At 72.6% G+C, this 25,099-nt stretch carries 31 protein-coding genes; 11 read left to right on the forward strand and 20 right to left on the reverse strand.

Annotated elements, in window-relative coordinates:
- Nucleotides 1-39: 39 nt before the first annotated feature.
- A complete protein-coding gene (locus AB0M59_RS33045) occupies nt 40-822 on the reverse strand; it encodes an ABC transporter permease (RefSeq protein WP_364623186.1) in 783 nt (260 codons plus the stop codon).
- Nucleotides 819-1,748: an ATP-binding cassette domain-containing protein gene (locus tag AB0M59_RS33050; RefSeq protein WP_364623189.1), complete on the reverse strand. Its 930-nt coding sequence runs from the start codon at nt 1,746-1,748 to the stop codon at nt 819-821. Before AB0M59_RS33050 ends, AB0M59_RS33045 begins: the two co-directional genes overlap by 4 nt.
- A gap of 79 nt (nt 1,749-1,827) precedes the next feature.
- On the opposite strand from AB0M59_RS33050, the gene AB0M59_RS33055 reads away from it, so the two are divergent.
- Nucleotides 1,828-2,604 (forward strand): TetR/AcrR family transcriptional regulator, encoded by a 777-nt coding sequence (locus tag AB0M59_RS33055; RefSeq protein WP_364623192.1) that lies wholly within the window; start codon nt 1,828-1,830, stop codon nt 2,602-2,604.
- Here the strand turns inward: AB0M59_RS33055 and AB0M59_RS33060 are convergent.
- On the reverse strand, nt 2,587-3,759 hold the full coding sequence (locus tag AB0M59_RS33060) for a cytochrome P450 (RefSeq protein ID WP_364623195.1): 1,173 nt from the start codon (nt 3,757-3,759) through the stop codon (nt 2,587-2,589). The two genes, AB0M59_RS33055 and AB0M59_RS33060, sit on opposite strands and share 18 nt — an antisense overlap.
- An 86-nt stretch (nt 3,760-3,845) precedes the next feature.
- On the opposite strand from AB0M59_RS33060, the gene AB0M59_RS33065 reads away from it, so the two are divergent.
- The 5 genes from AB0M59_RS33065 (at nt 3,846) to AB0M59_RS33085 (ending at nt 7,885) form a co-directional block, all read left to right on the forward strand.
- Nucleotides 3,846-4,889 carry a TetR/AcrR family transcriptional regulator gene (locus tag AB0M59_RS33065; protein WP_364623198.1) on the forward strand — a complete coding sequence of 348 codons (1,044 nt, stop codon included), beginning with the start codon at nt 3,846-3,848 and terminating at the stop codon, nt 4,887-4,889.
- A gap of 142 nt (nt 4,890-5,031) precedes the next feature.
- On the forward strand, nt 5,032-6,306 hold the full coding sequence (locus AB0M59_RS33070) for an RNA polymerase sigma factor (protein WP_364623201.1): 1,275 nt from the start codon (nt 5,032-5,034) through the stop codon (nt 6,304-6,306).
- Nucleotides 6,303-7,067, forward strand: coding sequence for an alpha/beta hydrolase (locus AB0M59_RS33075; RefSeq protein WP_364623203.1), 765 nt, complete (start codon nt 6,303-6,305; stop codon nt 7,065-7,067). The genes AB0M59_RS33070 and AB0M59_RS33075 overlap by 4 nt, the downstream gene beginning before the upstream one ends.
- Nucleotides 7,068-7,400 (forward strand): YciI family protein, encoded by a 333-nt coding sequence (locus tag AB0M59_RS33080; RefSeq protein ID WP_364623205.1) that lies wholly within the window; start codon nt 7,068-7,070, stop codon nt 7,398-7,400.
- Complete coding sequence (locus AB0M59_RS33085; protein WP_364623207.1) at nt 7,400-7,885, forward strand: GyrI-like domain-containing protein; 486 nt, start codon at nt 7,400-7,402, stop codon at nt 7,883-7,885. Before AB0M59_RS33080 ends, AB0M59_RS33085 begins: the two co-directional genes overlap by 1 nt.
- On the opposite strand, the gene AB0M59_RS33090 is transcribed toward AB0M59_RS33085, so the two are convergent.
- A complete protein-coding gene (locus AB0M59_RS33090) occupies nt 7,886-8,338 on the reverse strand; it encodes an anthrone oxygenase family protein (protein ID WP_364623210.1) in 453 nt (150 codons plus the stop codon).
- Nucleotides 8,339-8,355: 17 nt separating this feature from the next.
- On the reverse strand, nt 8,356-9,177 hold the full coding sequence (locus tag AB0M59_RS33095; protein ID WP_364623213.1) for an NAD(P)H-binding protein: 822 nt from the start codon (nt 9,175-9,177) through the stop codon (nt 8,356-8,358).
- An 81-nt stretch (nt 9,178-9,258) separates the two neighbouring features.
- On the opposite strand from AB0M59_RS33095, the gene AB0M59_RS33100 reads away from it, so the two are divergent.
- Nucleotides 9,259-10,185 (forward strand): AraC family transcriptional regulator, encoded by a 927-nt coding sequence (locus AB0M59_RS33100; protein ID WP_364623215.1) that lies wholly within the window; start codon nt 9,259-9,261, stop codon nt 10,183-10,185.
- Here AB0M59_RS33100 and AB0M59_RS33105 read toward each other — a convergent pair.
- From AB0M59_RS33105 to AB0M59_RS33120, 4 genes are read right to left on the reverse strand one after another with little or no spacing between them, the layout of a single operon-like run.
- Nucleotides 10,157-10,561, reverse strand: coding sequence for a nuclear transport factor 2 family protein (locus AB0M59_RS33105; protein WP_364623217.1), 405 nt, complete (start codon nt 10,559-10,561; stop codon nt 10,157-10,159). The genes AB0M59_RS33100 and AB0M59_RS33105 overlap by 29 nt on opposite strands.
- Nucleotides 10,558-10,989, reverse strand: coding sequence for an SRPBCC domain-containing protein (locus AB0M59_RS33110; RefSeq protein WP_364623220.1), 432 nt, complete (start codon nt 10,987-10,989; stop codon nt 10,558-10,560). Before AB0M59_RS33110 ends, AB0M59_RS33105 begins: the two co-directional genes overlap by 4 nt.
- On the reverse strand, nt 10,986-11,333 hold the full coding sequence (locus AB0M59_RS33115; RefSeq protein WP_364623222.1) for a metalloregulator ArsR/SmtB family transcription factor: 348 nt from the start codon (nt 11,331-11,333) through the stop codon (nt 10,986-10,988). The genes AB0M59_RS33110 and AB0M59_RS33115 overlap by 4 nt, the downstream gene beginning before the upstream one ends.
- Before the next feature lie 39 nt (nt 11,334-11,372).
- Nucleotides 11,373-12,434, reverse strand: coding sequence for a hypothetical protein (locus tag AB0M59_RS33120; RefSeq protein ID WP_364623225.1), 1,062 nt, complete (start codon nt 12,432-12,434; stop codon nt 11,373-11,375).
- A 200-nt stretch (nt 12,435-12,634) separates the two neighbouring features.
- Between AB0M59_RS33120 and AB0M59_RS33125 the strand changes: the two genes are divergently transcribed.
- Nucleotides 12,635-15,397: a P-loop NTPase fold protein gene (locus tag AB0M59_RS33125; RefSeq protein WP_364623228.1), complete on the forward strand. Its 2,763-nt coding sequence runs from the start codon at nt 12,635-12,637 to the stop codon at nt 15,395-15,397.
- On the opposite strand, the gene AB0M59_RS33130 is transcribed toward AB0M59_RS33125, so the two are convergent.
- Nucleotides 15,380-16,588: an RNA polymerase sigma factor gene (locus AB0M59_RS33130; RefSeq protein WP_364623231.1), complete on the reverse strand. Its 1,209-nt coding sequence runs from the start codon at nt 16,586-16,588 to the stop codon at nt 15,380-15,382. The two genes, AB0M59_RS33125 and AB0M59_RS33130, sit on opposite strands and share 18 nt — an antisense overlap.
- Complete coding sequence (locus AB0M59_RS33135; RefSeq protein WP_364623234.1) at nt 16,585-16,929, reverse strand: YciI family protein; 345 nt, start codon at nt 16,927-16,929, stop codon at nt 16,585-16,587. The genes AB0M59_RS33130 and AB0M59_RS33135 overlap by 4 nt, the downstream gene beginning before the upstream one ends.
- A 95-nt stretch (nt 16,930-17,024) precedes the next feature.
- On the opposite strand from AB0M59_RS33135, the gene AB0M59_RS33140 reads away from it, so the two are divergent.
- On the forward strand, nt 17,025-18,068 hold the full coding sequence (locus AB0M59_RS33140; RefSeq protein WP_364623237.1) for a site-specific integrase: 1,044 nt from the start codon (nt 17,025-17,027) through the stop codon (nt 18,066-18,068).
- 1 nt (nt 18,069) lies between these two features.
- Here the strand turns inward: AB0M59_RS33140 and AB0M59_RS33145 are convergent, their stop codons facing one another.
- Nucleotides 18,070-18,240: a hypothetical protein gene (locus AB0M59_RS33145; RefSeq protein WP_364623239.1), complete on the reverse strand. Its 171-nt coding sequence runs from the start codon at nt 18,238-18,240 to the stop codon at nt 18,070-18,072.
- A 25-nt stretch (nt 18,241-18,265) separates the two neighbouring features.
- Between AB0M59_RS33145 and AB0M59_RS33150 the strand changes: the two genes are divergently transcribed.
- The gene (locus AB0M59_RS33150) at nt 18,266-18,775 is read left to right on the forward strand and encodes a CGNR zinc finger domain-containing protein (protein WP_364623241.1); all 510 of its coding nucleotides are present in this window, start codon (nt 18,266-18,268) and stop codon (nt 18,773-18,775) included.
- On the opposite strand, the gene AB0M59_RS33155 is transcribed toward AB0M59_RS33150, so the two are convergent.
- Both AB0M59_RS33155 and AB0M59_RS33160 read right to left on the reverse strand, forming a co-directional pair.
- A complete protein-coding gene (locus AB0M59_RS33155) occupies nt 18,772-19,464 on the reverse strand; it encodes an SRPBCC domain-containing protein (RefSeq protein WP_364623243.1) in 693 nt (230 codons plus the stop codon). The genes AB0M59_RS33150 and AB0M59_RS33155 overlap by 4 nt on opposite strands.
- Nucleotides 19,465-19,496: 32 nt before the next feature.
- A complete protein-coding gene (locus tag AB0M59_RS33160; protein WP_364623245.1) occupies nt 19,497-20,183 on the reverse strand; it encodes a class I SAM-dependent methyltransferase in 687 nt (228 codons plus the stop codon).
- A 119-nt stretch (nt 20,184-20,302) separates the two neighbouring features.
- Between AB0M59_RS33160 and AB0M59_RS33165 the strand changes: the two genes are divergently transcribed.
- Nucleotides 20,303-21,079 (forward strand): SGNH/GDSL hydrolase family protein, encoded by a 777-nt coding sequence (locus AB0M59_RS33165; protein ID WP_364623247.1) that lies wholly within the window; start codon nt 20,303-20,305, stop codon nt 21,077-21,079.
- Here the strand turns inward: AB0M59_RS33165 and AB0M59_RS33170 are convergent.
- The 6 genes from AB0M59_RS33170 to AB0M59_RS33195 form a co-directional block, all read right to left on the reverse strand.
- Entirely contained in the window at nt 21,059-21,673 is a 615-nt protein-coding gene (locus AB0M59_RS33170) for a TetR/AcrR family transcriptional regulator (RefSeq protein WP_364623250.1), read from the reverse strand. The two genes, AB0M59_RS33165 and AB0M59_RS33170, sit on opposite strands and share 21 nt — an antisense overlap.
- The gene (locus AB0M59_RS33175; RefSeq protein WP_364623253.1) at nt 21,654-22,130 is read right to left on the reverse strand and encodes an SRPBCC domain-containing protein; all 477 of its coding nucleotides are present in this window, start codon (nt 22,128-22,130) and stop codon (nt 21,654-21,656) included. The genes AB0M59_RS33170 and AB0M59_RS33175 overlap by 20 nt, the downstream gene beginning before the upstream one ends.
- Nucleotides 22,127-22,447, reverse strand: coding sequence for a metalloregulator ArsR/SmtB family transcription factor (locus AB0M59_RS33180; protein WP_364623256.1), 321 nt, complete (start codon nt 22,445-22,447; stop codon nt 22,127-22,129). Before AB0M59_RS33180 ends, AB0M59_RS33175 begins: the two co-directional genes overlap by 4 nt.
- Nucleotides 22,447-22,833: a VOC family protein gene (locus AB0M59_RS33185; protein WP_364623259.1), complete on the reverse strand. Its 387-nt coding sequence runs from the start codon at nt 22,831-22,833 to the stop codon at nt 22,447-22,449. The genes AB0M59_RS33180 and AB0M59_RS33185 overlap by 1 nt, the downstream gene beginning before the upstream one ends.
- Before the next feature lie 26 nt (nt 22,834-22,859).
- Nucleotides 22,860-24,383: an FAD-dependent monooxygenase gene (locus tag AB0M59_RS33190; protein ID WP_364623261.1), complete on the reverse strand. Its 1,524-nt coding sequence runs from the start codon at nt 24,381-24,383 to the stop codon at nt 22,860-22,862.
- A gap of 72 nt (nt 24,384-24,455) precedes the next feature.
- The gene (locus tag AB0M59_RS33195; protein ID WP_364623264.1) at nt 24,456-25,073 is read right to left on the reverse strand and encodes a TetR family transcriptional regulator; all 618 of its coding nucleotides are present in this window, start codon (nt 25,071-25,073) and stop codon (nt 24,456-24,458) included.
- Nucleotides 25,074-25,099 lie beyond the last annotated feature (26 nt).

Raw genomic sequence — 25,099 nt, forward strand, 5'->3', positions numbered from 1 at the left:
GTCCCGCACGTGGGGGTTCCCCCGGTTCGAAGTCGGCGTTCAGTTCCCCAGCCTCCCGTATCGGCGCACGGACAGCGGCACGAACACCGCGAGCAGCACCAGCGGCCACACCACCGCCATCGGCACGGAGTGCGCGCTCACCCAGGACGTCCCGGCCGCGCCCGGGTTGCCGAACAGCACCCGCGCCGCCGTCACCGTGGAGGACAACGGGTTCCACTCCGCCACGGTTCCCAGCCACGCCGGCATCGTCGCGGTCGCCACGAACGCGCTGGAGAGGAACCCGAACGGGAACTCCAGGGTCTGCGCGAGCGTCACCATCGACGGGTCGGTCGTCAGCAGGCCCAGGTAGATCCCGGCCCATACCAGCGCCGTGCGCAGCAGGAGCAGCAGCCCGAACGCGGCGACCGTCTCGGCCAGGCTGCCGTGGGGCTGCCAGCCGACGGCGAACCCGCAGCCCAGCAGCACGGCCAGCGCGAGGACCGCGTTGGCCAGGTCCGCCGCCACCCGTCCGGTGAGCACGGCCGAGGGTGCCATCGGCAGCGACCGGAACCGGTCGGTGACGCCCTTGGTGGCGTCGTCCAGCACGGCGATCATCGTCCCCGACAGCCCGAACGCCATCGTCATCGCGAACATCCCCGGCATCAGGAACTCGCGGTAGGAGCCGCCGCCGGGCACGGTCATCCCGCCGCCGAGCAGGTAGGCGAAGATCAGCACCATCAGGATCGGGAACGCCACCACGGTGGCCAGCCGGGCCGGGCGCCGGGCCAGGTGGGCGAGGTACCGCTGCGTGAGCGTCCAGCCGTCTTCCAGCGCCCATCTCATGGCGACACCTTTCCGGTCAGCTCGAGGAACACTTCGTCCAGCGTGGGGTGCCGCAGCGCCACGTCGGCGAGCGCCAGATCCGCCGCCGCCAGTTCGCGGACGACGTCGGTCAGCATCGACGCCTCGGCCGGTGCGCTCACCCGCAGCTCGTCGATAACGGGTTCGGCTCCGGTGACCCGGGCCAGCAACGCCGTCGCGGCGCCGACGACGTCCGGGTCGGTCAGCACCAGCTCGATCCGCGTCGCCCCGAGGGAGCCCTTCAGCTCGGCCGGGCTGCCTTCGGCGATCACGCGCCCGTGCTCGACCAGCGAGATCCGGTCGGCCAGCCGATCGGCCTCCTCCAGGTACTGCGTCGTGAGCAGCACGGTCGTGCCGTCGGCGACCAGGGACCGCACCGCCCGCCAGACCTCGATGCGGCTGCGCGGGTCCAGCCCGGTCGTCGGCTCGTCGAGGAACAGCACCCGTGGGGCAGCCAGCAGCGACGCCGCCAGGTCGAGCCGCCGGCGCATTCCGCCGGAGTACGCCGAGACCGGCTTCGACCCCGTGTCGGCGAGCCCGAACCGCTCCAGCAAGTCGTCGGCGCGGCGGGTGGCTTCGCGCCGGCCCAGGTGGTGCAGCCGGCCGAAGAGCACCAGGTTCTGCCGTCCGGACAGCAGTTCGTCGACGGCGGCCTGCTGGCCGACCAGCCCGATCGCCGAGCGCACTTTCGCTGGTTCGGTGGCGACGTCGAACCCGGCGACCCGCGCGGTACCGCCGTCGTGGCGCAGCAGCGTGGACAGCACGCGGACGGCCGTGGTCTTGCCCGCGCCGTTGGGTCCCAGCAGGCCGTGCAGCGAGCCGGCCGGGACGCAGAGATCGAAGCCATCGAGGGCGTACGCGTCGCCGTAGCGCTTGCGAAGTCCCTCGGCGTGGATCTGCGGAGTCATTCTCCCCCTTAACTCTGTACTGTGTATGAAGTAGAGGGTAACACAACTCTGTACGGCGTACGAAAATCAGGTGGGCAGAATGAGCGGCGTGAGCACGGAGGACAACGGCGACGGCGACCCGCGACGGGCGATCGAACTGCTCTGGGGCGTCCCGGGACCTCCGCGTCGCGGCCCGAAACCGAAGCTGACCACGGCCGACGTCGTCCGCACGGCGATCGCGCTGGCCGATGCCGACACCATCGAGGCCGTCACCGTCCGCCGCGTCGCCGAGCAACTCGGCGTCTCCCCCATGTCGCTCTACACCTACGTGCCCGGCCGGGCCGAGCTGCTGGACCTGATGATCGACCACGCCCACGGCGAGCTGCCCGTCCCCGACCCGGGTCTCGGCTGGCGCGAGGCGCTGACGGCGATCGCCGACCAGCTCTGGGCGCTCTTCCACCGCCACCCCTGGCTGCTGCAGGTCACCACCAGCCGCTCGGCGCTCGGCCCGCACAGCTTCGCCAAGTACGAGCACGAGCTGCGCGCGGTCGAGGGCATCGGGCTCGACGACGTCGAGATGGACGCCGCCGTCGGCCTCGTCACCGGCCTGGTCCGGACCACCGCGCGCAGCTCGCTCGACGCCGCCCGCCTGGTGCGCACCAGCGGCCTGACCGACGCCCAGTGGTGGGAGCGCGCCGCGCCGGTGCTGGCCGGCATCCCGGCCGCCGACGCGGCGCACTACCCCCTGGCCTCGCGGGTCGGCCAGGCCGCCGGCGAGGCTCACAACGCTGCCGAAGACCCGGCCTTCATCTTCCGTTTCGGCCTCGCCCGCGTCCTCGACGGCATCGAAACCCTGGTGTCAGAGCGTCAGCAGTAGTTCCGCCGGCCGCCAGGTCCCGCCGTCGGGTGCACGCGGCACATCGTCGACGGCCAGCGCGAGATCCGGGTACCGGGCGAAGAGCGCCGAGACCGCCACCTCCGTCTCCACCCGCGCGATCGACGCCCCGAGGCAGAAGTGCGGGCCGTGGGAGAATCCCAGGTGTGCCGGCCCCGATCGCGTGACGTCGAGACGGTCGGCGTCGGGGAACACCCGCGGGTCGCGGTCGGCGGCCACCATCGCGGCGGTCACCCGCTCACCTTCGCGGATCAGCTGCCCGTCGATCTCGACGTCTTCGCGCGCGAACCGCGGCGTGGTCAGCAGCTGCGGACTGCAGAACCGCATCAGCTCCTCGACCGCGCCCGGCCACAGCCCCGGATCCGCGCGCAGGGCCGCGAGCTGGTCCGGGTGCCGCAGCAGGGCTTCCACGGCGTTCGCGATCAGGTTCACCGGCGTCTGCCCGGCCAGCACGAGGTGCCAGACCAGCGTGACCAGCTCGGTGTCGGTGAGCCGATCGTCGTCCTCGGCGCGCACGAGGTCACCGATGAGGTCGTCGCCCGGTTCAGCCCGGCTGCGTGCTACCGCGTCTTTCGCGCCCGCGATGATCTCCGGGATCGCGGCGGCGAAGTCCGGGCCCACGCCGCCGGCGACCGCGGCGCCGTACTCCCGCCAGCGCGGCCGGTCGGGGTCGGGAATCCCGGCCATCTCGCAGATGACGTCCATCGGCAGCGGCCGCGCGAAGTGCGGCACGAGGTCGACGACGCCGTCCTCGGCGTGGGTGGGCAACTCGTCGAGCAGCGTTTCGGTGAGGATTGCCAGCCGCGGGCGCAGCCGCGCGGCGCGTTTCGGGGTGAACGCCGGTGCCACGAGCCGGCGCAGCCGCAGGTGCTCGGGCCCGTCCTGCTCGGCCATCGTCCGCATGTACGCCAGGCAGTGCTCGGGAATGCCCGGCGGCCGCATGAAGCTCTCCGCCCGGACCTCGAACCGCGGGTCGGCCAGCATCGCGCGGGCCTGGGTGTAGCGGGTCAGCGCCCAGAACGGGCCGAAGCCGGGGATGACGAGCTTGGCCAGCGCGCCGGCCTCCCGCGCCTGGTCGTAGGCGGTGAACGGGTCAGTCAGGACCTTCAGGTCGGTCAGGTCGATCTCGGGGGTCATCCACCACTCCAGATGTTAATACCAGATGTTCTAGTCATCTCAGTGGTCACGGTATCTTGGCTCGCGACGCCACGGCAAGGAGGACGATGGTCAGGCTCAGCAGGACCGAGACCCAGGAACGCAACCGCGCGAAGGTCCTCTCCGCCGCCCGCGACGAGTTCGCCGGACGTGGCTTCCGCGAAGCGAAGATCGACGTCATCGCCGAACGCGCCGAGCTCACCCGCGGCGCGGTCTACTCCAACTTCCCCGGCAAACGGGCGCTCTACTTCGCGGTTCTGGCCGACCTCGCCGAACGCGCACCCCGGTACGCCACCCCGCCACCCCACCCCACAGCCGCCGACGTGCTGGCCGCGTTCGCCCGCGCCTGGGTCGCACGCCTGCCCCTGGCCACCGACAACGACAGCGGCGACGCCCGCCTCGCCCGTGACTTGCTGCCCGAGATCCTCGCCGACGAGCACACGCGCCGTCCGTTCGCGCAGCTCATGCGCGTCGACGCCATCCTGCTGGGGCTCGCGCTGGAACGGGTGCGTCCGGGAGGGCGCCTGGTCCGCGTCGCCGAAGCCGCCCTCACGACGTTGCACGGCGCGAGCCAGCTCGCCGCCGCCGCGCCCGGCTTCGGCGAGCCGTTCCACATCGTCACCGCCTGCACCGCGCTACTCGACCTGGACCTCAGCGACGACTGGCCCGAAACCCCGCCGATCACCAGCCAGGCCCGGCCCGCCGACGAACCGTGGACCCCACCGCCGGCGACCGACCTGCTGACCGGCGAACCGTTCCGGCCCGGCAACGGCGTCGTCACGATCCTCGGCCTGCACCGCGCCGCCGCATTCGAAGAGGCCGTGCGCACCGGCGCCGACGTCACCGCCGTGCTCGTCACCAGCGACCCCGGCGAACTCGCCCCCCTGGCGCGGCTGGCCATCGCCGACCTGCGCGGCTGCCTCGACCAGGCGATCGCGCCGCCGTCCCGTCCCCGGCTGAGGCTCGTCTGCGACCCGGCCGGTCAGCTCGCCGCGGCCGCCGGCCTCACCGCGGTCAGCGACGCCACCGAGACGGCCGTCCGCGTCGAAGCCGGCCGGATCGTCGTGCGCGCCGAGGGGTACGGCGCCTGTCACGCGGCAGCGACCGGTTAGGAGCGGCCCGGCCAGAGGTCTTGAATGAGTCATTCAGGACCTCCCAAGACCTGAATGACTCATTCAAGACACCGGCTCGAGGCAGCTGTCGGTCCCGGGCCCGGCCGTTCGTCGGGTGACTGAACCGGCGGGAGGAGAAGCGGTGGAGGTCGAGACCGCGGTCGCGGAGGCGTTCCGCGAGGAGTGGGGTCAGGTCGTGGCCACGCTCATCCGGATCACCGGCGACTGGGACCTCGCCGAGGAGTGCGCCCAGGAGGCGTTCGCCCTCGCCCTGCGCACCTGGCCGCGCGACGGCGTCCCGATGCGGCCCGGCGCCTGGCTGACCACCGCCGCCCGCAACCGCGCCACCGACCGGCTCCGCCGCGAGACCGCCGGCGCCGCCAAGCTCCGGGAGGCCGCCCTGATGCACGTCCCCGACGGTCCCGATCTCGACGACAGCGGCGTCACCGACGACCGGCTGCGGCTCATCTTCACCTGCTGCCACCCGGCCCTGGCCACCGAAGCCCAGGTCGCGCTCGCGCTGCGCACCCTGGCCGGGCTGTCCACCGCCGAGATCGCCCACGCCTTCCTCGTCCCCGAAGCCACCATGTCGCAACGACTCGTGCGGGTGAAGCGCAAGATCCGCCACGCCGGCATTCCTTATCGCGTCCCACCCGCGCACCTGCTGCCCGAACGCACCGCCGCCGTCCTCGGCGTGCTGTATCTGACGTTCAACGAGGGCTACTCCGCCAGCGCCGGGCCCGACCTGCTGCGCCCCGACCTCGCCGCCGAAGCGATCCGGCTCGCCCGCGTCCTGGCCCGGCTCATGCCCGACGAACCCGAGGTCCTCGGCCTGCTCGGACTGATGCTGCTGCAGCACGCCCGCCGCGCCACCCGGGCCGGCACCCATGGCGAACTCGTCCCGCTCGAAGAACAGGACCGCACCCGCTGGGACGCGGACGAAATCGCCGAAGGCACCCAGATCCTGGAGACCGCGCTGCGGCGGCGGCGACCCGGGCCGTACCAGATCCAGGCCGCCATCGCCGCCTGTCATGCCACCGCCGCCCGGCCCGCCGACACCGACTGGGCGCAGATCGCCGGCCTCTACGGCGAGCTGCGCAAGCACGTCCCCAGCGCCGTCGTCGAGCTCAACCGGGCCGTCGCGGTCGGCATGGCCGACGGCCCCCTCGCCGGGCTCGCCCTGCTCGACCGCCTGACCATGGACGGCTACCACCTGCTGCCCGCCACCCGCGCCGACTTCCTCCGCCGCCTGGGCCGGCACACCGAAGCCGCCGAGTGGTACGCGAAAGCCCGCGAACTCGCGCCCACCGACGCCGAGCGCGCCTACCTCACGCGAAGAATCTCCGAAGCGGTGTCGGTCCCGGGCGAGCCCGTTCGTCGGTCGGGCGAACCCCGACCACCGGAGGAAAGCCCATGACCACCCTCGCCGCCCCCGGCGCCACCCTCACCTACGACGTCACCGGCCGCGGCCCGGTGCTGCTGCTGGTCCCCGGCGGTCCCGCCGACGCCGCCGTGTTCACCCACATCCGGCCGCTCCTGGCGGAGAACCACACCGTCGTCACCTACGACCCGCGCGGCCTGGGCCGGAGCCCGCTCGACGGCGAGCCCGGCGACGACACGATCCGCGACCACGCCGACGACGTCCACCGCCTGCTGACCGAGGTCGGGCCCGCGGACGTGTTCGCCAGCAGCGGCGGTGCCATCACGATGCTCGACCACGTCGTGCGGCACCCCGATGACGTCCGCACGGTCGTGCTGCACGAACCGCCGGTCAGCCGTTACCTGCCGCGGGAAGCCCTCGACGGGCCGGACATCCCCTCGCTGTTCCGCGAACAAGGCCTCGGGGCGGCCTTCCCCGCGTTCATGGCGCTGGTGGGTGTCGATCCCGTGCCCCCGCTCGATCCCCGCGGCGAAGGCAATTTCGCCTACTTCTTCGGCCACCTGATGGCCGCCACCGGCGCCTTCGAACCCGATCTCGACGCGCTCCGGGCGACGTCCGCGCGGCTGGTCGTCGGCGTCGGCGAGAAGTCCGCCGGCTCGACGGCCCACGAAACCGGCGCCGGGCTCGCCGCCGCCCTCGGCCTGACCGCCGTGGAGTTCCCGGGCGACCACGGCGGGTTCGCCACCGAACCGGTCGCCTTCGCCGCGCGCCTGCGCGAAGTACTGGAAGGACGCTGAATGCGGTACCTGCTGATGATCGCCGGCGACGAGACCGCCGAGGAACACCAGTACGACGGGTGCGACGGCTGGGGCGAAGACCTGGCCCGCCGCGGCAAGATCCACGGCGGAGGCGGCCTGCGCCCGCCGTCGGAAGCCACGACGATCCGCGTCCGCGACGGCGAAGCGCTGCTCACCGACGGCCCGTTCACCGAGGCCAAGGAACAGATCGGCGGCTACGTCGTCCTCGACTGCGACGACCTCGACGAAGCCCTCGAGATCGCGGCCAAGCACCCCGCCGCGACCTACGGCAGCATCGAAGTCCGCCCGATCTTCGTCCCGGAGGAACACTGATGCCGTCCATCGTGGACCGACCGGCCCAGCCCTACGTCGCCGAGCGCGCCACCCTCGGGATCGAGGAGTTCCCGCGCATCGCCGACCGGTTGCCGCCGCTCATCGGCACCCTCGCCGGCCACGGGATCGTCCCGGCCGGGGCGCCGTTCTTCCGCTACCGCGTGCTGCACGCCGGCATGCGGTTCTTCGTCGAGGCCGGTGTCCCGATCGACGGCGGGTTCACGCCGGAGGAACCGGCCTTTCTCGGCGAGCTTCCGGCCGGGAAGTACGTCCTCGAAACCTACGTCGGCGCCCCCGACGGCCTGGCGGCCGCGACCGCGGAAGTCCTGGCCTGGGGTGCCGCCGAGGGCGTCACGTGGGACGTGACCGAGAGCCCCGACGGCGAGGAGTGGGGTGGCCGCCTGGAAGTCCTGCGCACCAACCCGCTCGAAGTCCCGGACCCCACGCGGTGGGTCACCGACCTGCTCTTCCGCCTCGTGGACTGATCAGCCGCGGTCGGTGAGCACGGCGGCCACCAGGCAGCCGAAACCCGCCGTGCTCACCACGGCGCGCAGCACGTTCCAGCGCACCCACGCCGCCGCGAAGTTCGCGCGCACCGCCGCGAAGTCGTCCCCGCCGGACTCCAGCGCGTTGTTGAGCGGGATGTTCAGCGCCCCGGTGATCACCAGCATCGCCACCAGGCACGCGAACCCGGCGATCACCCATGGCCGCGGTCCGGGGTTGAGGAAGATCGCGACGCCCGCCAGCAGCGGCGCGCCCAGGAACGTCAGCATGAAGACCGGGTTGACGATCGCGACGTTGATCCCGCGCATCGCCTCCACGAACGTCTTGTCGTCGCCCCGCGCCAGCCCCGGCATCACCGAGCACGCGTAGGCGTAGAACAGCCCGGCGATCAAGCCGGCCGCGACCAGCGCGGCCACCAGCACCACAGTCGACATCGGTCTCTCCTTCCCCGTCACCGCGCCCAGACCCCGGTCGCCGCCGCGTCCCGCGCGAAGTCTTCGAAGTCCGTCGCCGGCCGGCCCAGTACCCGCTCGACGTCGTGGGTCACCGACTCGTTGCGGCCGTCGAGCACCCGCGCGAACAGCTCGGTCAGTGCCCCGGCCTCTGCTTCCGGCACGCCGTACTCGACCGCGGCGGCGGCGTACTCCTCCGCGGAAACCGGAACATAGCGGACATCCCGTCCCGACGCGGCCGCGATATCCGCGGCCGCGTCGGCGAAGCTCAGCAGCCGCGGACCGGTCAGCTCGTACCGCTGCCCCGTGTGACCCGGCTCGGTCAGCACCTTCACCGCGACGTCGGCGATGTCGCGGACGTCGACGAACGGCTCGGTGACCGTGCCCGCCGGCAGCGCGATCTCGCCGCCGCGCACCGCGTCGAGCAGGAAGTGCTCGCTGAAGTTCTGCGCGAACCAGCTGCACCGCAGGACGGTCCAGCCGGTCCCGGCGCCGGCCACGATCCGTTCGCACGCCTCGGCTTCCTCCTCACCGCGGCCCGACAGCAGCACCAGGTGCCGGACTCCCTGTGTCACCGCCAGTTCGGTGAACGCGCGGATGTCGGCGGCGGCCTCGGGCACCACCAGATCGGGGTAATAGGTCAGGTAGACGGCGTCGACGCCCTTCAGCACCGGCACCCAGGTCTCGCGGTCACTCCAGTCGAACGACGGCGCCCCGCGCCGCGCCGTGATCCGCACCGGCAGGCCGCGCTCCCGCAGCCGATCCGCCACGCGGCGCCCGGTCTTGCCGGTGCCGCCCACCACCAGGAAGTTCGTTGTCATGGCAGTGAGTCAACCGGCTGCTGGTAAGACTCTCCATAGTTTAAAGCCTCGATCGCATGTTCCATCGTCTAGATTGGGGGAATGGACCCGCTCGCCGCGCTCCTCGACGGCCCCCGCGCCCACGGCGCGTTCCTGCTCCGCTCGGTGCTCACCCCGCCGTGGTCGCTGCGCATCGAGGACCGGGCACCGCTGACCGTCGTGTCGGTCGTCCGCGGCGAAGCGTGGATCGTCCCGGACGCCGGCGAGCGCGTCCTGCTGGGCGAAGGCGACGTCGCGATCGCCCGCGGGCCGGACCCGTACCTGGTCGCCGACCACCCGTCGACGCCACCGCAGGCGCTGATCCTGCCCGGCCAGGAGTGCCGCACCCCCGACGGCGGACACCTCACCGACTACGCCGACCTCGGCGTCCGCACCTGGGGCACCGGCGGGCCGGTCGTGCTGCTCACCGGCACCTACGGCATGGAAGGCGAGATCAGCAAGAAGCTCCTGGCCGCGCTGCCGACGCTGATCGTCCTGCGGGCGACCGACTGGCCGACGCCGCTGGCCGGGCTGCTCGCCGGGGAGATCGGCCGGGACGTGCCCGGGCAGGAGGCCGTCCTCGACCGGCTGCTCGACCTGCTGCTGATCGCCGCGCTACGCGCGTGGTTCGACCGGCCCGACACCGACGCGCCCGCCTGGTACCGCGCTCATGACGACCCGGTCATCGGGCAGGCACTGCGGCTGCTGCAGCACCAGCCCGCCGAGCCGTGGACGGTCGCGAAACTCGCCGCCAACACGGGTGTGTCCCGGGCCGCGCTGGCCCGGCGCTTCGCCACGACGGTCGGCGAGACGCCGATGGCCTACCTCGCCGGCTGGCGGCTCGCGCTCGCCGCGGACCTGCTGCGCCAGCAACCGGACGCCACGATCGGCGCGGTCGCCCACCAGGTCGGCTACGGCAGCGCGTTCGCCCTCAGCGCGGCCTTCAAGCGCGAGTTCGGCATCAGTCCCCAGCGGTACAGGGCGGCGTGAACGGCACCGAACTGTGCTCGTGGACGATCTTCCAGCCGTCCTCGCCCCGGCGGAAGCCGACGGTGGAGCGCACCCACATGTCCACCTCGGTGCCGTCGGTCATGGTGCCGCGGACCTGGAACAGGTAGTGCGCGAACCCGGCGTCGCCGTCCGCGACCACTTCGAGGTCCTTGATCCGCAGGTCGATCGTGGAGCGGTAGGCCCCGAACCACTGCTGCAGCCGGTCCCGTTCGACGTCCCGGCCGGTGTCGCGCAACGGCCCGAGCGCGTCGAACAGCGTGACGTCCTCGGCGTACTGGGCCACCAGCGTCTCGACGTCCTTCGCCGCCACAGCCCCGATCCGGGATTCGACGAGCGCGGCGAGCACGGCGGTCATCGGAGCGCCTCGCCCAGCCGGTCCAGCCAGTCGCCCGTGCCCTGCTCGCGCCAGGCCGGTTCTTCGGCGCCGTCGAGGAAGGTGTCCTGCTCGGTCAGGACCAGCCGGGTGCCGTCGCCTTCGCCGATCAGCTCGACCGTGGTGACCGAGACCGTGGCGAGCGTCTTGCCGCCGGTCAGCGTCGTGGAGTAGACGATGCGCTGCTCCGGCACGATGTCGTGGTAGGTCGAGGTGACGGCCAGCGCCGTGCCGTCCGGGCTCGTGGCGCCGACGGTTTCCCGGCCGCCGACGCGGAAGTCCAGTTCGTGCGTCCCGTCGGGGACGAACCAGCGGGCCTTGGCGGCCGGGTCCGCCCACGCGGCGAACACGCGGGCCGGGGGAACTGCGTAGACGCGTTCGAGGGTGAAGGTGCTGTGAATGACAGTCATGTCTTGGTCCCTTCCGACGGGGCGGGCGGCGGCTCGGCGAGGAAGTCGCCGAGCCGGTCGAGCCTGCTTTCCCACGTGGTGCGCTGCCGGCCCAGCCAGTGCTCGCCGGCACGCAGCATCTCCGGTTCGATCCGGCAGGTCCGGACGCGGCCGACTTTCTCCGACCGCACGATCCCGGCGGATTCGAGTACCTGCAGGTGCTGCACGACGGCGGCGAGCGACATGGTCAGCGGCTCGGCGAGCTCGCTGACCGACGCCGGCCCGCGCACCAGCCGCTCCACCAGTGCCCGCCGCGTCCGGTCGCCCAGGGCGCGGAACACCAGGTCCAGCTCATGGTCAAGCATGTACTTAAGTATGCGCGGCCCGCCGAAATAGTCAAGTAATTACTTGAGCATTGCCGCGACGTCCTCGGGTAGTTCGGCGTTCGGAATCTCCCGCAGGACAGCGAGCGCCCTGGTCAGCGCTCGCTCGGCGTTGTCGGCCCGGCCCGCTTGCGAGCGGAGTTCCGTGCCGAGATTCGTGGTCGTTTCGTGCATGGACCGGATGGTCTGCTCGTGGGTCGCCTGTAGTTCGGCCAGGCGCTGGTCGAACTCGGCACGCAGGCGTTCGGCGTCCATCCGCGCCCGTTCGAGGGTGGCTTCCTGGGCGGCGTGGTGAGCAGTAGCTGCCTTGGTCAGCTCTTCGCGCGCCGCGTCGAGCCGCCCGGCAGCCGTCTCGGCGCGGGCTTCGGCCGTCTCGGCGCGGGCCGCGGCGGCCTGGCCGCGGCCGCGTTCCTCCTCGAGCGCGGCGCGGGTGGCCGCGAGGTCCGCCGTCAGGGTGGCGATCGCCGACGCTCGCTCGCCGGCCAGGGACGCGGCCGCCTCGGCTCGCTCGGCGACCCGCGCCAGCTCGTCGCGGACCGCGGCCAGCTGCCCTTCGGCGCGCTGCCGTTCATGCAGCGCCTCCCGCTGGGCGCCGCGGGCGGCGTCCCGCTCCCGGACGGCCGCGGCTGCCTCCTTCTCCGCCGTCGTCGCGGTCGCGGAGGCCTCCTCGGCGACCGTCCGGGCTTGTGCGGCTTCGGCTTCGGCGAGCCCACGCTGACGGCGGTGGTCGTCGGCCTCGGCCAGTGCCGCGTCCCGTTCGGCGAGAGCGGTAGCGGTGGTGGCTTCGAGCTGGTGGCGCAGCGTCGTGAGCGTCTCCACGAGGCCTCGGGCCGGTTCGAGCACCCGGTCGACCTGTCCGGCGAGCGCGGTGACGGCGGTGTCGTCCAGTGCGGTGTCGCTCTCCCGCAGCGACTCGGCGTCCGACAGGACGGCTTCGGCGTCGCGGCAGGTGAGGTTCCGGCGTCCCCAGGTCTTCCCGTCCTGGCAGAACCGGGCCCGGCTCCCCCGCCCCACCGCCGGCGGCAGCGGCGCCCCACAACGCCGGTACTCGCAAATCCGAGGCTGACCTGCATCTTCCGTCATGATCGAGAGCTTATCAAAGCTTCTGATTAGGACTAGAAGTAGTTGTTTCAAATCACAAGATAACTAGACACCTTCGTAAGTTCGGATAAGGTCACATATCCGAACTCAGATGGCCTGAACGACCGAGACGGCTCCGCAAAAACTGGGAGGGGCCGGATCTGGTAGTAACGGAGACCCCCGTCCCGAGGAGTCAGGAACCGATGAGCGCTCAGGAGTTCGGTGACGTGGTTCCGCTCCAGACCTCCGACGGCGTCTCCTACGCCGTCGCGCTGACGCAACGACCGTGGGACCTGCCGGTCGACGCGCTGGCGATCTCGGTGGGCGCCACCTTCGGCGGCGTCGGCGACGCGATGCAGGAGGAGTTCCCCCGCGCCGGCTGGGGAGCGATCCCACTCGAGTCGGTGACGCCGGATTCGCCGGCTCTGCTGGACCTCAGCGCGCACACCGTCAAGCGGATGCTGCGGCTGCGCTGGGCCGTCCTGGCGACACCCCACGCCGCGGGGATGCGCGGCGAGCCGACACCCGCCGCGATCACGACCGCGACCACCGCCGTGATCACCGCCGTGGCAGGCGTCGGAGCGACCGCCGTCGCCTTGCCGTTGTTCGCCACCGGGCGCCTCGGACTCGCGCCGCCGGTCGCCGCCCGCGCGCTCATCCGCGGTGCGCTGGCCGCGAAGTCCGCCGTCCGCGAGGTCGTCTTCTTCTCCGACTACGGCGCCAACATCGACGCGATCCGGGAGCGATGGGCGGCCGACGTCCCCGGCGCGGCGGCGTTCGAGGACAAGCGGACCACCGCGCCCAGCCCCCGGGTGCCCGTGTTCTCCGACGATCAGCTCGCCGGCGGGGTCGCCCGGGACCTGGTCGACCCGAACGAGAGCATCCCGCTGGCCCACGACCACCTGGGCGTCACACCGTACGTCTCCATGCTGGCCACGGTCATCGCCGCGAAAGACACGCCGCTGCCGTTGTCGATCGGCGTCTTCGGCGAGTGGGGCTCGGGCAAGAGCTTCTTCATGGGCATGCTGCGCGGCCAGGTCAAGGCGCTGGAAGGCACCCCGGGCCACTGCGCCAAGATCGCGCAGGTCGGCTTCAACGCCTGGCACTACGCGGACGCGAACCTCTGGGCCAGCCTCGGGGACGAGATCTTCCGCCAGCTCTCCGAACCCGCTCGGCGCCCCGGTGAGCCGGACGCCGGGCACCAGGCCCGGCTCCGGGAAGGCGCGCGGCTGCGCGACCAGCTCGCGGCCGAACTGGAGCAGCGCAAACAGCTGACGGCGGTGACCGAACGCGCCCAGGCCGAGGCCACGGCGCTCAAACGCCGGATCGGCGACGCCGAGCGGGACCGCAAGGTGCGGACCGGCGACCTGTTGCGGGCGTTGCGGAAGTCGCGGGCGTTCCACGAGCAGTACGACGGGCTGTGGCGCAAGCTCGGCGTGGGCGACCTGGCCGACCAGGGCAAGCTGCTGGCCGCCGAGATGCGCGGCGCGCACGGCGAAACCGCGGAGCTGGGCCGGATCGCGCGCTACCGCCACGGGAAGACCGCCCTGATCACCGCGGCCGTCGTGCTGCTGGCCGGCGCGGCTCTCGCGGCCGTCGTCCCGGACGTGAAGGCCTGGCTGACCGGCGTCGGCGTCGTGTTCGCCGGCCTGGCCGCCACCGGGCTGAAGCTGGTGAGCGCCGCCCGCACGGGCCTGCGCCGGCTGCGGGTGCTCGCGGAAGACCTGCGCGACGGCCTGGACGCCGGTGCCCAGCAGGAGCTGCTCGCGTTGCGCAAAGCCGACGTCGACCAGCAGATCGCCGAACGGCAACTGGCGGAGGTCGTCACCCGGATCGGGGAGCTGGGCCGGCAGCTCACCGAGCTGACCCCGGGACGGCGGCTGTACGCATTCCTCGCCGAGCGGTCCCGGGGTGAGGACTACCGGGGCAGCCTCGGCCTGATCTCCACCATCCGCAAGGACTTCGAGAAGCTCGTCGCGTTGATGACCGCTCCGGCCGCCGACGGCGAGGACGGAGCCCGGCCGCTGGACCGGATCGTGCTCTACATCGACGACCTCGACCGGTGCAGCCCACAGCAGGTCGTCGACGTCCTGCAGGCGGTGCACCTGCTGCTCGCGTTCGACCTGTTCGTGGTGGTCGTCGGGGTGGACCCGCGGTGGCTGCTGCGGTCGCTCAGCACGCACTACGACCGGTTGATCGAAGGGGACGCCGTCGTGCGGGCGGACGGCTGGCACGTGACCCCCGAGGACTACCTCGAGAAGATCCTCAACATCCCGCTGGTCCTGCCGCGGATGCCGGCGGGCAGCCTGCAGCAGCTGCTGTGGTCGATGATCGACACCCCGGCCGCCGGCGAGCGGCCCCCGGCCGACCCGGAGCACGACGAGGCGACCGGGGTCGTGGCCCCGGCGGGCGGTCCGGCGCCGGTCATCCCGGTCGAGCCGGGTTCCCAGGTGGCCGCGCAGCTGGATCCGGGGCGGCCGGCCGAGATCCCGCGGCCGCTGACCGATCCGGAGATCACCCTGCTCTCCCGCTTGGATCCGCTGGTCGACACCCCTCGGGACGCGAAGCGCCTCATCAACCTCTACCGCATGCTCCGGGCGACGCGGGACCTCTCCGACGCCTCGACGTTCCTCGGCGGCGAGTACGAAGCGGTGGTCGTGCTGCTGGGGACGTGCACCGCGCACGGCCGCCTGCTCGGCCGGTTCGCCGACGCCCTGCTGCGGGCGGCGCCGGAGACGCCGTGGAGCGACTTCGTCGCGGACCTGCGGCCGGCGGAGCGGGAGGACGGCTGGAAAAGCGAGGCCGTGGGCCAGATTCCCGCGGACGAGGCGGTGCAGTGGGAGCACCTGCACCAGAGCCTTGATGGGCTGGTCGAGGCGATCACGCTGCCCGACGTCAGCGTCTTCCAGACGTGGGTGCCGCGGGTCCGCCGGTTCTCCTACGTGCTTTCACCCGGCGCTCGCTGAGGCTCGTTTCCGTTCCAGCAGCGCCTTTTCGGCCGAGTTGTGGGTCAGCTCGATCGCCGCGGTGTAGGCAGCCACCGCTTCCCCGCGCCGGCCGACCCGGTCCAGAAGGTCCGCGCGGATCGCGTGGAACAGCGGAAACCGCGCCAGTTCCAAGCCCTCCACCACATCCAGCGCCACTCCGGGACCGTCGACCTCGGCGACCGCCACCGCGCGGTTCAGCGCCACCACCGGCGTCGGCGTGGCGGCCAGCAGCTGGTCGTAGAGAGCCTTGACCTGGGACCAGTCCGTGGGCGCATCACTGTGGACGGCCTGGATCGCCGCCTGGATCTGGTACGGGCCCGGCTGGTTGCGGCGCAGGCAGCGGCGGACGATCTCCTGGCCCTCGGCGATCAAGTCCGCGTCCCAGCGCGAAGCATCCTGGTCGGCCAGCAGCACCAGGTCACCGGAAGCGGTCGTGCGGGTCGCGCGGCGGGAGTCGATCAGCAGCATCAGCGCCAGCAGGCCCCAGACCTCCGGCTCGTCGGGCATCAGCCCGGCCAGGACGCGGGCGAGCCGGATCGCCTCGCGGCACAGGTCGTCGCGGAGCAAGTCCTCCCCCGCGCTCGCCGTGTAGCCCTCGTTGAAGATCAGGTACAGCACGCCGAGCACCGCCGACAGCCGCGCCGGCAGGTCGGCGTCCTGCGGGACGCGGTATGGGATGCCCGCGTCGCGGATCTTGTTCTTCGCCCGGACGATCCGCTGCGCCATCGTGGGCTCGGCCACCAGGAACGCGCCGGCGATCTCCGCCGTGGTCAGTCCGCCGAGCAGCCGTAAGGTCAGGGCGACTTGGGTCGGGCGGGCCAGCGCGGGGTGGCAGCAGGTGAAGATCAGCCGGAGCCGTTCGTCGGGCACGGCGCCCTCCTCGACGGGCTCGGCTGTGTCATTCGAAAAAGCGGCGTGCAGCAACGCGGCTTGGGCGTGCTTGTCCTCCCTGGCGGCTTCCCGGCGCAGGCGGTCGATCGCGCGGTTGCGGGCAGTGGTGATGAGCCAGCCCGCCGGGCTCGGCGGCACCCCGGCGGCCGGCCACCGCCGGACCGCCTCGGCGAACGCGTCCTGGACGGCTTCCTCGGCGACGTCGATGCTCCCGAACACCCGCACCAGCACCGACACCGCGCGGCCGTACTCCGCGGCGAAGACCTCCTCGACGCTCATCCGGCGAACGGCCGCACCTCGACGGGCAGCGGCGCGACGGCGTCGGCGAGCCGGCTGCCCCAGGCGAGTGCCGCGTCGAGGTCGGGCGCGGTGATGATCGTGAACCCGCCGAGGTGTTCCTTGCCTTCGGCGAACGGGCCGTCGGTGATGAGCGTGTCGCCGTCGTCGGCGCGCAGCACGGTGGCGGTGGAGGGCGGGTGCAGCCCGCCGGCGAACACCCAGGCCCCGGCCGTCTTGAGGTCGGCGTTGAGGGCGTCGAGCTTTTTCACGACGCCGTCGAGCACCTCCGGCGGCGGCGTGGGTCCGTCGGGTTGGTAGATGCTGAGCAGGTACTGCTTCACGTCGGCTCCCTCGGTCGGTGCTTTCCCCGCTGACACGAACGGCGCCCGGCCGGATCGACAGCGTCCCCGGAGAATGATCCCGTAATCTTCGGCGCGTGCCCGAGCTCGAACCGGTGACCGACGCCGCCCTCACCGCCGCGAGCCCGCAGGACCGGCTCGCCCTGCTCGACGAAGCCGCCGCCCGGCACGTCGACGGGCAACGGCCGCCCAACACGCTCAAGGCCTACGCCCAGGACTGGCAGGTGTGGCAGGACTACACCGCCGAAGCCGGGATCCCGCCGCTGTCGGCGTCGATCGGCGCCCTGACCGGGTTCGTCGTCTGGCTCGAACGCGGCCGCACGCTGCGGCCGGACGAACGCGTCGTGCCCGAAGTTCCGGAGCGGGCCGCCCCGGCCGCGCCGTCGACGATCGAACGGCGGCTCACCGGCGCGCTCGCCGGGCTGCGGCACCACAAGGTCGTCGTCGACCCCGAAGCGAGCCGCGCCGCGTGGCGGGCGCTGAAGGGCTACCGGCAGCGGCTGGCCCGGGAGGGGATCCAGCGCGGCCGCGGCAAGGCCACCATGGTCACGCTCACGGATCTGCGGGCGATGTCCCGGGCCTGCCCGGACACCCTCGCCGGCGCCCGCGACCGCGCGATGCTCCTGATCGGCTTCCCGATCGCCGCCCGGTGCTCCGACCTGGCAAACCTGCTGGTCACCGACGTCGAACCGGTCGACGACCGGGGCCTGGCGGTGACCGTGCGGCACGGCAAGAGCACCGGCGACATGGTCGTCCCGCGGCGCGAGAGCCCCGACACCGACCCGGTGCGGGCGTGGCACGCGTGGCGCTCGGGCGCCGGCATCACCGAGGGACCCGCGTTCCGCCGCGTGGACCGGCACGGCAACGTCGGCGAGCCCGCCCTGAGCACGACCGGCGTCAACCAGATCCTCACCCGGGCGGGCGTCCGCGCCGGCCTGCCGTACCCGGTGACCGGGCACTCCCTGCGGTCCGGGTTCGCCACCGAGGCCCGCCGCGCCGGGGCCGACGACCTCGCGATCGCCGACCAGGGGCGCTGGGTACGCGGCAGCCGCGCGCTGTACGAGTACATCCGCCGGGTCGACCAGTGGAACGACAACGCGGCGGGCGTGCTCGACCTCTGAGTCACCGGGTCAGCCACGCCCGCGTCGCGCCGACGACCTCGCCGTCGAAGCGGGCGAGCCAGCTGCCGCAGACACAGTGCACGTAATCGAGCCGGTGGGTGGCGGGCCGGGCCGCGCTCGCCGGCAGTTCGGCGAGCGGCCAGCCGCAGCGGGGGCAACGGTTTCCGTCCATGCCCCGATCGTGCTGTAATGGCTTAGTGCACTTCAACCCTTACGGCGGTCCGGCCGCGCTCGTGGCCGCCGACCTGGTGAACGCCGGCTCCGCGAGCGAGCTGCTGGACGGGATGGTCCACAACGGCATGTCCATCGCGGCGCTGACCGACGACGAAGCCACGCGGATCGCCGCCTGGGCCCATTCGCTGCGGCCGGTGTTCGCCGCCGGCGCCGAGGCACGCCCGGAGCTGGTCAACGACCTGCTCGCGGAGGCGGCGTGCCGGCCATACATCGCCACCCACGACGGCAAGCCGCCCCACCTGCACTACTCGGCCGAAGACGCCGGCCCGGTCGGCCGCGTCCGCGCCTACACCGCGGGCGGCCTCGCCCACCTCGTGTGCGAGGCCCCGGACCGCCTCGGCGTCTGCGGCCGCGAAGGCTGCGAGACGGCGTACGTCGACACCTCGCGCAACGGCCGCCGCCGGTTCTGCTCGACGCGCTGCGCGACCCGCGTCCACGTCGCCGACCACCGGGCCCGGCAGATTCCTGCCTAGGCGAAGATCTCCGCCAGCCGCCTCTGCCAGGCGAGTTCCTCGGCTTCGGCGTCGACCGGGGCGAAGTGGTGCCGGCCGACGCCGATCCGCCAGCCGAACGCGTCGCGGCCGTAGAACCGCAGGAGCGCGTCCGCGGTCCGGACGCCGAGGAAGTCCGGCGTCACGTAGTCGACGATTCCGCCGGCCGCCCGGGCGCCCACCTGGACGTCTTCCGGGACACCGAGCGCCTTCTTGAGCTTGGCGAAGCCGCCGGGCTCGGCGGACGATTCGGGGGCCTCGGTCATCGCGTAGGTGGCGGCGCGGCCGGGGAAGTGCGCGAGGTACTGCCCGAGCGAGTGGTAGTAGAACGCGGTGTGCTTGCGGCAGGCGTCGTAGTTGGTGTCCCAGTCTTCGAGGAAGACGCCGCGGTGCACGAACTTCAGGTGCGTGGCGTCGCCGCAGGGTTCGAAGGTGTAGTCGAGCTGGTTGAACCAGCCGTCCTGCTCGCACCGGGTCGCGAAGCGCTCGCCGGGCTGCCAGACGGTGACCTCGCCGCCGTAGAAGGTGAGCCCGGTTTCGCGGCCGCCCACCCACGGCTCGTACGAAATCGGCCAGGACCAGCTCCCCGCGTCGACGGTGACGGCACGCCAGCATTGGTCCGGCGTGGCGGCCAGCGTGCCCTCGAACCCGACCTCGAACTCTTTCGTCATGGCTGCCTCCTCGATGGTCTCCTGCCAAGACGTCAGCCGAGGATGGCCGGATTCGACAGATGCCGCGAAGGTTTTCTCGCCCGCCACGAGAGGACCGTCGGGGTGGGCTTGCCGCCTTCGGCGAACCGCTCGAAGGTCAGCCCCGCGTCGAGGACCGCGTGGAACAGGGCGGGCAGCGGCAAGTGGGCGGCGCCGACCTTGTCGCGCAGCCCTCGGTCGGTCCACGACGCCGTGGTCCAGCCGGGGTCCCGGTAGCCGGGCCGGATGACGACGGCCCGCTCGTCGGACCGGTCGGCGAACCCGCCGCAGAAGCACGGATGCACGCCGACGTGCACGAACACCCCGCCGGGCGCCAAGACCCGCGCCGCTTCGCGCAGCACTGCCGGGTACGCGGGCATGTCGGTGTGCACCATGACCGCCACGACGGTGGGCACCGATCCGGTGGCGACCGGGAGTGCCTCGGCGTCCCCTCGGGCGACCGGCAGCCGTGCCGCCGCGTGGCGCAGCATCCCGGCGGACACGTCGATGCCGAGCGGGGTCCGGCCGAGCTCTCGGACCGTCCCCGCGTGGACGCCGGTGCCGCAACCCAGCTCGAGGCAGGGTCCGGAGCCGGAGCCGAGCAGTTCGCGCAGGGCCGCGCCGATGTCCAGGGGATCGTCGTGCCGCGCGGTGAGGAACGTCGTCTCGTACCAGTCGGCGATCGCGTCGTAGGCCGTCATGCTTCCCGTGTACCGGTCGCGCCCGAGCGCGGGCCACGCATTCCGCGTCCGGCGGAATCCCGGCCGGGTGATGCCGACGGGCGTGATCCTCCCGGCGGGCACCTGCTTAGACTGCAGACATGAGCAAGCGCTTAGTGGTCATGGGGGACTCGTTCACCGAAGGCGTCGGGGACGACGACCCGGCCGCCCCGAACGGCGTGCGGGGCTGGGCCGACCGCGTCGCCGAGCAGCTCGCCGCGCGCGAGCCTGGCTTCCGCTACGCCAACCTCGCCATCCGCGGCAAGCTGCTGCCGCAGGTGCTGGGCGAGCAACTCGAGGCGGGGCTCGCCCTGAACCCGGACCTCGTCTCCCTCTACGCCGGCGGCAACGACCTCATGCGGCCCAAGGTCGACATCGACGCGATGCTCGCCGACTACGAAGCCGCCGTCGCCCGGATCCGCGCCACCGGCGCCCGCCTGATCCTGTTCACCGGGGTCGACGGCGTCGAAGACCCGTTGTTCCGCGCGATCCGCGGCCGGGTGGCGATCTACAACGAGCTCGTGCGGGGCATCGCGGCTCGCCACGACGCGCTGCTGGTGGACCTGTGGTCGATGCGGCAGCTGTGCGACCGCCGGTTCTGGGCGCCGGACCGCCTGCACCTCAACGCGCTCGGCCACACCGAGGTCGCCATCGAGGTGCTGCGGGTCCTCGGCGTCGAGCACCCGCTGCTCAGCCCGGAACTGGCGCCGCGCGAACTGCTGAGCCCGGCCGCGCGCCGCAGCCAGAACCTGCAGTGGGCCCGGGAGCACGCGCTGCCGTGGGTGCGGCGGCGCGTGCGGGGCGAGTCGTCCGGGGACACCATGGCCGCGAAGCGCCCGGCGCTGGAGCCGGTCGACTCAGCGCCGGTCCCCCGCTGAGCCCCGCGGGCGGAGGCCGTCGAAGAGGATCGTCACGGCCCGGTCGCGCAGCCGCGCGTCCGGGCCCGCGTACTCGGCGGCCTTGGCCACGCCGATGATGATCGTGATCAGCTCGCCCGGGACGAGGTCCTCGCGGACCGCGCCCGCGGCCTGGGCGCGGGACAGCAGCACCCCGAGCGCGCCGAGCAGCCGGGCGCCGATGTCGGACTTGGCGTGCGGCACGCTCACCCCGGCGGCGGTGAGCGCCTCGAAGTAGGCGTTCTTCGCGCTGGACATCTCGATCCAGCCGGCGAGGAAGATGAAGAACGCGGCGCCCGGGTCCGCGGAGTCGGCCGCCACGACCGCTTCGGCCTCGTCGGCGAACCGGTGCAACCGGGCCACCAGCACGGCCTCGAGGAGGGCTTCCTTCGTCGGGAAGTGCCGGAACACGGTGCCGATGCCGACGCCGGCGACCCGGGCGACCTCTTCGGTCGGCGCTCCGGTGCCCTTGGCGGCGAAGACGCTCTCGGCCGCTTCCAGCACGCGCGCCCGGTTGCGCCGGGCGTCGGCGCGCAGGGGTTTCGTCTCGGCGGGATCAGCGGCGGCGGGGGTCACCTCCCGATGGTAACGGGGCCGGGTCGTCCATCGCGTCCAGCAGCCGGGCCAGTGCGCGTGGCACGTGGGACCGCCAGCCGCCGCCCATGATGCGCCGGGAGACGCGCTGGAACTCGTCGTCCGGGTCGAATCCTTCGTGGCTGAGGAAGAGCCGGGTGCCGGTGCCCTCCGGTTCCAGCCGCCAGGTGACCGTCCACTGCGGACCCCAGCGGAAGCTGAGCTTGCGCTCGAACTCGACCTCCAGGACTTCGCACGCCACCGGGCCGCCGGCGAACCCGGCCGCGGGCACCGGCTCGGCCAGCAGCTGGAACCGGTGCCCCACCACGGGTTTGATGTCGTTGGGCATGGTGATCCAGCGTTCCAGCAAGTCCGGCTCGGTCAGTGCGCGCCAGACCTTGCGGGCCGGGTGGGCGAGGAACTGGTCGACGTGGATCGCGGTCGGGTCGTCGTCGGTCACAGGTCGTCCTCTTCGTCGAGCAGGTCACGCAGGTTGGCGAGCTTGCTCCGCCAGAACCGCTCGTAGGGCGTGAGCCAGTCGGCGACCTCTTCGAGCGGGGCCGCGTCCAGACGGTAGACGCGGTTGCGGCCCTGCCGCTGTTCGCTGACCAGGCCCGCCTGTCGGAGCACCCGAAGGTGTTCCGACAGGCTGGGCCGGGCCATCTCGAACCGTTCGGCGATCGACCCGGCGGCCATCGGGCCCTGCAGCAGCAGCCGCAGGACCTCCCGCCGCGCCGGGCTGGCCAACGCGGCGAAGACGTCGTCGTTGACCGGCATCAGTTCGGCACGTTGCCGAAGTCCGACGGCTGGAGCAGGCCGAGGGTGTGGCCGTCGAGGTCCTTGAAGGACGTCGCGCGCCCCCAGGGCCGCTCGTCCGGGTCCGCGACCTCGACGCCGGCGGCCCGCAGTGCGGCGACGTCGGCGTCGAGGTCGGTGGTCTGCAGCTGGAAGTGCCGCGGGCCCGGCTCGATCCCGGCGACCTGCTGGTCGGTCAGCACCACGCCCGTCCTAGCGCCCTTCGGGGCGACCATCACGAACCGGCCGCCCTCGGGCGTGCGGCGGTCGACGAGCGCTTCGAAGCCGAGCTTGCCGACGTAGAAGTCCCGCGCGCGGGCGTGGTCGGCGACGGGCAGGGTCAGGAACTGCACGTGGGTGATCGTCATGCCCGCGACAATACGTAGGAGTTCTCCTACATGTCAACGGGGGTGCCGAACCAGCGTTCGAGCGCCGAGCGCAGTGCCTTCCGCTCGGTGTCGTCGGGTTCGGCCGAGCTGGTCGCCCAGGCGACGTAGCCGTCGGGCCGGATCAGCAACGCGGACGCGTCCCCCTCCGCCTTGCCCTCGACGAGGTCGACGCGGTCGGTCCAGCCGTGCAGCTCGTCGCGCAGTGAGCTGGTGAAGTCCAGCAGCAGCGGCCGGGCGGTGCGGGTCAGCTCGGCGAGCCGGGTTCCGCCGTCGAGCACCAGGTCCGGGGCCCACCGGCCGTCGAGCGGGTGGTCGGTGCCCGGTTCGTACCGGACGTCCGCGCCGGACATCAGGTCGGCGATGTGCTGCACAGTGCTGGGCAGTCGCAGCAGTTCACCGAACAGGTGCCGCAACGCGGTGACGTCGCGGTCCGGCGCGATCAGCGCGGACTGGGCCTGGGTGTGCATGACGACGCGCTCGGCGACCGGGCGGCGTTCGCTCTCGTAGGTGTCGAGCAGCCCGGCCGGCGCCCAGCCGTGCAGCTCGGCGGCGAGCTTCCAGCCGAGGGCGACCGCGTCCTGCAGGCCGAGGTTCAGGCCCGGGCCGCCGATCCCGGAGTGGACGTGCGCCGCGTCGCCGAGCAGCAGGACCCGGCCCTCGCGGTACCGGTCGGCCAGCCGGGTGTTGCGGCCCCGCAGGCGTCGCAACAGGTGTGGTCCGTCGCCCTCCGGCGGCCCGATGGGCAGGTCGAAGCCGAGCACCCGCTCGATGGAGGCGCGCTGGTCGTCGAGGGTCATCAGCGGCTCGCCCTCGGGTTCCTCGTCGTCGGTCCACTCCAGCGTGGTGACGAGGGAGCCTGCGGGGAACGGCGCGTAGACGAACAGGCCGGTTTCGGTGCGGTAGTGGAAGAACGGCGGGATGACGCCGTGGCCGGGCACGTTCAGCCCACCGGACGCGGCGTCGACGAACTCCGCGGGGACGGTGGCGTTCGCGGTGATGGAGAGGGTGCGGTCTTCGGTCACGCCGGGGAAGCCGATGCCGGCGAGCTTGCGCGTGATGCTGCGCCCGCCCTCGGCGCCGACGAGGTACCTGGTGGTGAGCCGGCCCGGTCCGTCCGGGCCGTCGAAGTCGAGGGTGACGGCGTCGGCGTCCTGGCTCAGGCCGGTGAGCTCGTGGCCGCGGCGGAGCTCGACGCCGAGCTCGGCCGCGCGTTCGGTGAGCATCGCCACGATGCGCCGCTGGGGCACGCCGAGGATGTTGAGCGAGTTGTGGTCGGCGAGGGTGAGGTCGAGGCGCATCGCCCCGAAGACGAACCCGGGGGCGGGCGGCCCGATCGGGCCGGCGAGCCGGTCGTGCAGCCCGCGGCGGTCGAGGAGGCGAACGACCTGGCCGACCAGGCCGTTCGCGCGGTTCTCCTCGGTCGGCTCGGGCAGCCGCTCCAGGACCAGCGGGCGGATACCGGCGAGCGCGAGTTCGCAGGCGAGCATGAGACCGTTCGGTCCGGCACCCGCGATGACGACGTCTTCCATGGCGGAACTCCTTGCGGTGAAAGGGCATGACGAACAAGCCCGGCGACCCTGCCGGGTGTGGAGAGACTGGGTTCAGCGCGGTTCGGGCAGGCCGGCGGCAAGCCGGGCGAACACGTCCTGGAGCAGGTCTTCCATCGGGCGCGGCGGCTCGGTCCTGAGCCACTGCTGCGTGACGACGTTGAGCGCGGTGGCGACGACACCCGCGACGAGCTTCGGGTAGACGTCCGCCTCGGCGTCGGTGCCGGTGCGTTCGGCGACGACCCGGGCGATCTCGGCTTCGCCCGCCGCCCCGGCCTTGTGGAACTCGCTCTGCAGTGCGGGTTCCGCGACCATCAGCCGGATCCCGGCCAGCCACGACTGGTCGGGGACCTGTCCTTCGGTCACCGGCTCGCCCAGGGCGAACCCGGTCAGCGCGGCCGCGGTGATGGCTTCCCAGATCGGCTCGCCGGCCGGGCGTTCCCGCAGTGCCGAGGCGATCGCGCGGGCCCGCTCATGGTGGCGGGCCACGATGGCCTCGCCCTTGGTGCCGAAGTAGTTGCTGAAGGTCCGGGTGGACACCCCGGCTTCGGCGGCGATGTCCTCGATCCGGACCTGGGCGTAGCCGCGTTCGACGGTCAGCCGGATGGCCGCCCAGCTCAACGCGATGCGCGTCTCCTGCTTCTTGCGCTCACGCAGCCCTTTGGCGTCCATGAGTCCACCGTAGCGGAAGTTGCAGG

Origin of the sequence: Amycolatopsis sp. NPDC051371, assembly GCF_040682155.1 — a bacterium.
GTDB lineage: Bacteria > Actinomycetota > Actinomycetes > Mycobacteriales > Pseudonocardiaceae > Amycolatopsis.